A 6,974-nucleotide genomic window follows, 5' to 3' on the forward strand; every position below is an offset into this window, starting at 1 on the left:
GGTTATGATGATATGCCAATCTGTATGGCAAAAACTCAGAATTCCATTTCAGATAATCCAAAACTAAAAGGTAGACCTGAAGGATTTACAGTATCAGTAAGAGAGATAAACCTTTCAGCAGGAGCAGGATTCCTTGTACCATTAACAGGACCTGTAATGACAATGCCTGGTTTACCAAAAAGACCATCAGCAGAAGATATAGATGTTGATGAAGATGGTAAGATTACCGGTTTATTCTAAATTGAATTAACTTATTTCATCTCCTGAGATAAAACAATCTCAGGAGATGATTTACATTTAATATATTTTTAAAGGCAGGTGAAGATTATGGAAAAGATAAAAATTAATGAAATTGAAGATCTTAAAATTGGACATGCTGATAATAAAAAAGGGATAACAGGATGTAGTGTTTTTTTATTTGAAAAAGGTGCTGTAGCTGGAGTTGATATACGAGGTGGTGCACCCGGAACTAGAGAAACAGCGCTATTGAAACCAGATAAACTTGTTGATAAAATTCATGCAATTATGCTTGCTGGAGGTAGTGCTTTTGGTTTAGATGCTGCTTCTGGTGCAGTTAAATATTTAGAGGAAAATGGAATTGGTTTTAAAACTGGAGCGGCTAGAGTTCCAATTGTAAGTTCTTCAATTTTATATGATTTAGAAATTGGAAGTTCTGAGATACGACCTGATATTGATATGGGATATCAAGCCTGTCTAAATGCTTCTAAAGATGCTTTTTCAAATGGTAATATTGGTGCGGGAATGGGAGCAACTATTGGAAAAATAGCAGGACCGGATCAAATGATGAAAGGTGGTTTGGGTACTGTTGCCTATAAAATGGGAGACTTAAAAATAGGAGCTGCTGTTGCAGTTAACTCATTAGGAGATATTATAAATCCTCATACTGGAGAAATAATAGCTGGAGTATTAAACAAAAATAAAAATTCTTTTTTGGATACAGAAGAACTTTTTTATGAAAATTATAAAAAAAATAATAATATTTTTGGAACAAATACTTCCTTAGGTGTGGTTATTACCAATGCTAAATTGTCTAAAGTTGAAGCAAATAAAATTGCTACTAAAGCACATAATGGTTATGCTTTAACTATGTCACCTGCTCATACTGATTTTGATGGTGATACAATTTTTGTAGCATCTACTTCAAAAATAAATGTAGATATTAATACACTCAACCTTCTGGCAGTAAAGGTTGTAAAAGAAGCTGTTTTAAATGCGATAAAATCAGCTGATACTATTGATGGAGTAATTTCTATGAATGATTTAAAAAATAATTTTTAAGGAGATAAAAATGGATGAGAATTCTTTATTAGCAAATAAAATAGAAGAAAGTTTAGATACAGAAATTATTGGCAAAAAAATATATTATTATTCTCAGGTGAATTCTACTAATAAAATAGCTTCTGAATTAGCAAAATATGGTGCTAATGAAGGTACGGTTGTTATTGCAGAAAAGCAAAGTGGTGGTCGGGGTAGAAGAGGAAGAACATGGCATTCTTCTGATGAGGGTTTGTGGTTTTCAATAATCATTAGACCTGAAATAAAAATTAATGAAAGTCATTTTTTAACAATTAATGCCTCATTAGCTATCTATTATGCATTAAAAGGACTTGGAATTGAAAGTGAAATAAAATGGCCTAATGATATATTATATAAAGATAAAAAAATATGTGGAATTTTATCTGAAATGAACAGTTCTTCTCAAAAATTAAATTACATTGTAACCGGTATTGGAATCAATGTAAATCAAGAAAAATTTCCCAACCAAATAAAAGAAAAAGCTATTTCATTATATAATATACTTGGGAATAAAGTTGATCAGATTGAATTGCTAAAAGATATTCTTTTTTACTTTGAAAATTTCTATTTTAGATTTTTAAGTGGAGAAAAAGAAAAATTATTAGATGAATGGAAAAATAAGATTTCACTTTTAGGAAAAGAAGTTACAGTGAAAAGTGATGGAAAAAAATATCAGGGAAAAGCAGTAGATATTGCCAAAGATGGTAGATTGGTATTATTAACTGACAAATCTGAAAAAATAAAATTTTGGGCAGGGGACACCAGTGTTCGGAAATAACTTTGAAAATAAACTAATATTTCATTAAAACTCGGGCTAAATCTCGAGTTTTTTTAATTAAGTTGATAATAAGTTATACATATAATATAATATGGTCGGAAACAGAGAATAGAGTTTTATAAGAATTAGGAAGGTGAAAATAAAAAATGATTTTAGCTATTGATGTTGGAAATACAAACACTGTATTAGGTATTTATAAAGATGGGGAAATGATAGCTCATTGGAGAATATCTACAGATAAAGATAAAACTGTAGATGAATATGGTATACTTTTGAAAAACCTTTTTTCAGTTGAAAATATTGATACTAAAAATGTTAAAGATATTATTATTTCCAGTACTGTACCACCAATTGTTACAGTTTTAGAACAGGCCAGTCGTGAGTATTTTGGTCATTTTCCTTTAGTAATAGGACCTGGAGTAAAAACAGGTATGAATATAAAAATGGATAATCCTCGTGAAGTCGGTGCTGATAGAATCGTAAATGCAGTTGGAGCATATCAAAAGTATAAAGGACCTTTGATAATAGTTGATTTTGGAACAGCAACCAGTATTGATGCAGTTTCTGAAAATGGAAATTTTATAGGAGGAGCTATAGCTCCTGGAATTGGTATTTCTACTGAAGCTTTATTCAACTATGCTGCTAAATTACCTAGAATTGAACTTAAAAAACCAGATAAAGCAATAGGAAAAAATTCAATAATGGCAATGCAATCTGGAATAATATATGGCTTTGTTGGTCAAACTGAAGCATTAATCAAAAAATTCAAAGAAGAATTGAGCCAGGATAGTACTGTTGTAGCTACTGGTGGATTAGTTAACTTAATTGCACCAGAAACTAAAATGATAGATAGAGTTGAACCATTTTTAACTTTAGAAGGATTATATTATATTGCTAAATTGAATGGTATTGAAGGGTGATAATTTGTGAAGATAGGTAAAATAAAAATAAAAACCCCAATTCTGATTGCCCCTATGGCAGGGGTAACTGATTATCCTTATAGAAAAATATTGAGAGATATGGGAGCAGAATTGCTTTATACTGAAATGGTAAGTGCAAAAGGGTTAGTACATGGAAATCAAAAAACAGAAGAATTGATTAATTTAGATAAAAAAGGGTATAATGGAGTTCAAATCTTCGGTTCAGATCCGAAAATTATGAGTAAAGCAGCTAATATAGTAGAAAGAGATTATGAACCAGATTTAATAGATTTAAATTTAGGTTGTCCTGCCCCCAAAATCGTAAAAAATGATTATGGATCAGCTTTAATGAAATATCCTGAACTTACAGGTAATATAGTTAATGAAGTAAACAAAGCTACTAAAATACCGATAACTGTAAAAATGAGAAAAGGTTGGGATCAAGATCATATAAATGCAGTTGAAATTGCAAAAATTTGTGAAAAAAATGGAGCAAAGGCAGTTACGGTTCATGGTAGGACAAGAGAAGAATTTTATAGTGGAAAAGCTGATTGGTCAATTATTAAAAAAACAAAAAAAGCTGTAAATATTCCTGTGATCGGTAATGGAGATATTTTTTCGGTAAAAGATGCTAATAATATGTTTGAAGAAACTAATTGTGATGGAATTATGTTAGCTAGAGGTATTCAGGGTAATCCCTGGTTGCTAAAAAAAATTATATTTAAATATAAAAAAGATAATGATATTAATGATCCGAATTATGAAGATATAATTGATTTAGCTTTAAAGCATCTTGAGATAGCTGTTAATTATTATGGAGAGAAAAGAGCTATTCCACTAATGCGTAAGCATGTAAGTTGGTATCTTAAAGGTTTGCCTCATTCTTCAAAAATTAAAGATAAAATAAATAGATTAAAAACTAAAGAAAAAGTACAAAAAGTTTTAAATGAGTATATATTATTATTAAAAGACAGGAATAATGTTATATAATACTTGTTATTTCTTGACAAATATAATTTGGTAAATTATAATAATTAATAATTGTAAAGAATAAATTAGTGTCAGCTTGGATTGCTTGACGCTAATTTTGATATTAAAGCATATAAAATGATGTTAATTATCATCGTTTATAAATAATCAAATCATAAAAGGGGTAGAAATTTATGGCTAATGAAACTAAAGAAGTTGTTTTAACAGAAGAGGGTTATGAAAAATTAGAAGAGGAATTGGACTATCTTGTTAATGAGAAAAGACGAGAAGTTGCTAAAAGAATCAAAGTTGCAAGAGAATTTGGAGATATTAGTGAGAATTCTGAGTATGATGATGCCAAAAATGAACAGGCATTTGTTGAGGGACGTATTCAAGAAATAGAAAATATGTTACGAAATGCAAAAGTCATTAAAGATGAAGAAGTTGATGACCACACAGTTAATGTTGGAACTACGGTAAAAATTAAAGATTTAGATGATGAGGATATTTATACTTATACTCTTGTAGGTTCAGCTGAATCGGATCCACTGAAAAATAAAATTTCAAATGAATCGCCGATCGGTAAAAATTTAATTGGACATAAAATAGGCGATCAGGTAGAAGTTGAAGTACCATCAGGAACAATGAACTATGAAGTTTTATCAATTGAAAAGACAAATAAATAAATATGGGAAGAAAGAGGGATATTTATGGAAGAAATGAATAAGTTGATGCAACAACGCCGAGAAAAATTAGAAGAATTGCGAGAACTAGATATAAAAGCTTATGGCAAAAAATATGAAATATCTCATCATGCAGAAGATATTACTGAAAATTTTGAAGAACTTAAAGGTGAGAAAGTTAGACTTTCCGGTCGTTTAATGGCAATTAGAACTCATGGGAAAGCTACTTTTGCAGATTTGATGGATATAACAGGAAGAATTCAACTCTTTGTTTCATATAATAAAGTTGGAGAAGAAAATTATGAATTATTTAATGACTTAGATATTGGAGATATTGTAGGGCTTGAAGGAGAAGTATTTAAGACAAATCGCGGACAAATCTCTGTTAATTTAGATAATTTTAAACTTTTAAGCAAATCACTTCGTCCTTTACCTGAAAAGTTTCATGGTTTAAAAGATAAGGACTTACGTTATAGACAAAGAGCACTTGATTTAATAGTTAATCCAGAAGTTAAAGATACATTTATGAAAAGAAGTAAAATAATAAAAGAGTTTAGAAAGTACTTAGAAGATAAAGATTTCTTAGAAGTTGAAACTCCAATGCTTCATCCAATTCCAGGAGGAGCCAGTGCTAAACCTTTTGTGACTCATCATAATGCCTTAGATATGGATTTATATTTAAGGATAGCTCCTGAATTACATCTAAAAAGATTGATTGTAGGTGGATTTGAAAGAGTTTATGAAATAAATCGTAATTTCAGAAATGAAGGAATGTCCTATAAACACAATCCGGAGTTTACTACAATGGAGCTATATCAGGCCCAGGCTGATTACCACGATATGATGGACATTACAGAAGATATTATTGTAAATGCTGCTGAAGAAGTTTTAGGTACAACTAAAATAAAGTATGAAGATAAAGAAATTGATTTTGCTCCACCCTGGAATAGAATGACTATGATTGAATCAATCAAAAAATATACTGATATTGATTTTAATAAAATTGATAGTGATGAAGAAGCACAAAAAATAGCTGATGAACTTGAATTAGAAATAGAAGGAGAAAAAACTAGAGGTAAAATAATTAATGCTGTTTTTGAAGAAAAAGTTGAAGATAATCTAATTCAGCCTACTTTTATAACTGATTATCCAATAGAAGTTTCTCCTTTAGCGAAAAAACATGAAGATGATCCGAGATTAACATATAGATTTGAAGCATTTATAAATAGTTGGGAAATCGCAAATGCTTTTACTGAGTTAAATAATCCTATTGAACAAAGGAAACGTTTTGAACAACAATTAAGAGAACGTGATTTAGGAGATGAAGAAGCTCAGGTATTAGATGAAGATTTTGTAAAGGCACTTGAATATGGAATGCCTCCTACTGGTGGTTTAGGCATAGGAATTGATAGATTGGTTATGATTTTGACTGATTCTAGTTCAATTAGAGATGTAATTTTATTCCCAACAATGCGTCCAAAAAATGATGAATAAGATAATTTCCAGGTATTAAATATGATTATTATGAGACAGGAGGCATTTTTTGCTTTCTGTCTTTTTTTATGTTATTTATTATAATATTTATTTTTTAAAGATGATTTGATAAAATTATAGTAGAAATTAAAGGAGGGTTATTAGTGTTTTTTCAGAAAAAGGTAAAAACAAAAGACCGTGTTGAATTAGTTGATATTACTAAAAAAGTCAAGAAATTAGTGGAAGATCAATCTATTAAATCAGGTATATTAGTTATTAATATTCCTCACACTACAGCAGGAGTAACTATAAATGAAAATGCTGATCCAAGTGTTAAAAAAGATATTGTAAATGAGTTAAATAAAGTTATTCCTTTTAACGATAATTATAATCATCTTGAGGGTAATTCAGCGGCTCATATAAAAAGCAGTATTATCGGATCTGATCAGATAATTATTATAGAAAATGGAAAATTGCAGCTTGGAAGATGGCAGGGAATCTTTTTTTGTGAATTTGATGGCCCTCGTAATAGAAAAATGAATTTTAAAATAATAGAAAGCTAAAAAATATCCTATATGCCCTTGACAGAGGCAGATAAAAATGATACAGTATAAACTGTCGCGTTAAGGAGCAGCCCTTAAAAGCCGGTAAAAAAGAGGCTAAATATAAGGGAAAATAACCTTGACAAAACAGAGATTAGATGATATGATGATTAATGCGTCAAATTATGAAGCGCCGTTTTTTACGCGCTTTTTTAAAACAAGAGAACCTTGAAAAGTGAACAGCAAGCCAACGTTAATTTCAATTAATGATTAAGAGCCAAAAGCTCAAACT

General features: G+C 29.9%; 8 protein-coding genes. All 8 read left to right on the plus strand.

Going from position 1 to position 6,974, the window contains the following annotated elements; genetic code table 11:
• Positions 1 to 240, plus strand: a 240-nt coding sequence (locus VJ881_05395; GenBank protein ID HKL75485.1) for a formate--tetrahydrofolate ligase, incomplete at its 5' end; no start/stop codon positions are given.
• 87 nt (positions 241 to 327) lie between these two features.
• Positions 328 to 1,299 (plus strand): P1 family peptidase, encoded by a 972-nt coding sequence (locus VJ881_05400; GenBank protein HKL75486.1) that lies wholly within the window; start codon positions 328 to 330, stop codon positions 1,297 to 1,299.
• A 10-nt stretch (positions 1,300 to 1,309) separates the two neighbouring features.
• Positions 1,310 to 2,095, plus strand: a complete 786-nt coding sequence (locus tag VJ881_05405) for a biotin--[acetyl-CoA-carboxylase] ligase (protein ID HKL75487.1) — start codon at positions 1,310 to 1,312, stop codon at positions 2,093 to 2,095.
• A gap of 146 nt (positions 2,096 to 2,241) precedes the next feature.
• The gene (locus VJ881_05410; GenBank protein ID HKL75488.1) at positions 2,242 to 3,015 is read left to right on the plus strand and encodes a type III pantothenate kinase; all 774 of its coding nucleotides are present in this window, start codon (positions 2,242 to 2,244) and stop codon (positions 3,013 to 3,015) included.
• Positions 3,016 to 3,021: 6 nt separating this feature from the next.
• Complete coding sequence (gene dusB, locus VJ881_05415; GenBank protein HKL75489.1) at positions 3,022 to 4,005, plus strand: tRNA dihydrouridine synthase DusB; 984 nt, start codon at positions 3,022 to 3,024, stop codon at positions 4,003 to 4,005.
• A gap of 173 nt (positions 4,006 to 4,178) precedes the next feature.
• Complete coding sequence (gene greA / locus VJ881_05420; protein HKL75490.1) at positions 4,179 to 4,670, plus strand: transcription elongation factor GreA; 492 nt, start codon at positions 4,179 to 4,181, stop codon at positions 4,668 to 4,670.
• A gap of 24 nt (positions 4,671 to 4,694) precedes the next feature.
• Complete coding sequence (lysS, locus tag VJ881_05425; protein ID HKL75491.1) at positions 4,695 to 6,161, plus strand: lysine--tRNA ligase; 1,467 nt, start codon at positions 4,695 to 4,697, stop codon at positions 6,159 to 6,161.
• 143 nt (positions 6,162 to 6,304) lie between these two features.
• A complete protein-coding gene (locus VJ881_05430; GenBank protein ID HKL75492.1) occupies positions 6,305 to 6,703 on the plus strand; it encodes a secondary thiamine-phosphate synthase enzyme YjbQ in 399 nt (132 codons plus the stop codon).
• The last annotated feature ends 271 nt before the right edge of the window (positions 6,704 to 6,974 follow it).

It is taken from the genome of Halanaerobiales bacterium, assembly GCA_035270125.1.
GTDB lineage: Bacteria > Bacillota > Halanaerobiia > Halanaerobiales > DATFIM01 > DATFIM01.

What these genes read in the sequence shown, in the direction of transcription:
- VJ881_05400 (HKL75486.1), top strand. Translation starts at nt 328, where the DNA reads ATGGAAAAGATAAAAATTAATGAAATTGAAGATCTTAAAATTGGACAT.
- VJ881_05405 (HKL75487.1), top strand. Translation starts at nt 1,310, where the DNA reads ATGGATGAGAATTCTTTATTAGCAAATAAAATAGAAGAAAGTTTAGAT.
- VJ881_05410 (HKL75488.1), top strand. Translation starts at nt 2,242, where the DNA reads ATGATTTTAGCTATTGATGTTGGAAATACAAACACTGTATTAGGTATT.
- greA (HKL75490.1), top strand. Translation starts at nt 4,179, where the DNA reads ATGGCTAATGAAACTAAAGAAGTTGTTTTAACAGAAGAGGGTTATGAA.
- lysS (HKL75491.1), top strand. Translation starts at nt 4,695, where the DNA reads ATGGAAGAAATGAATAAGTTGATGCAACAACGCCGAGAAAAATTAGAA.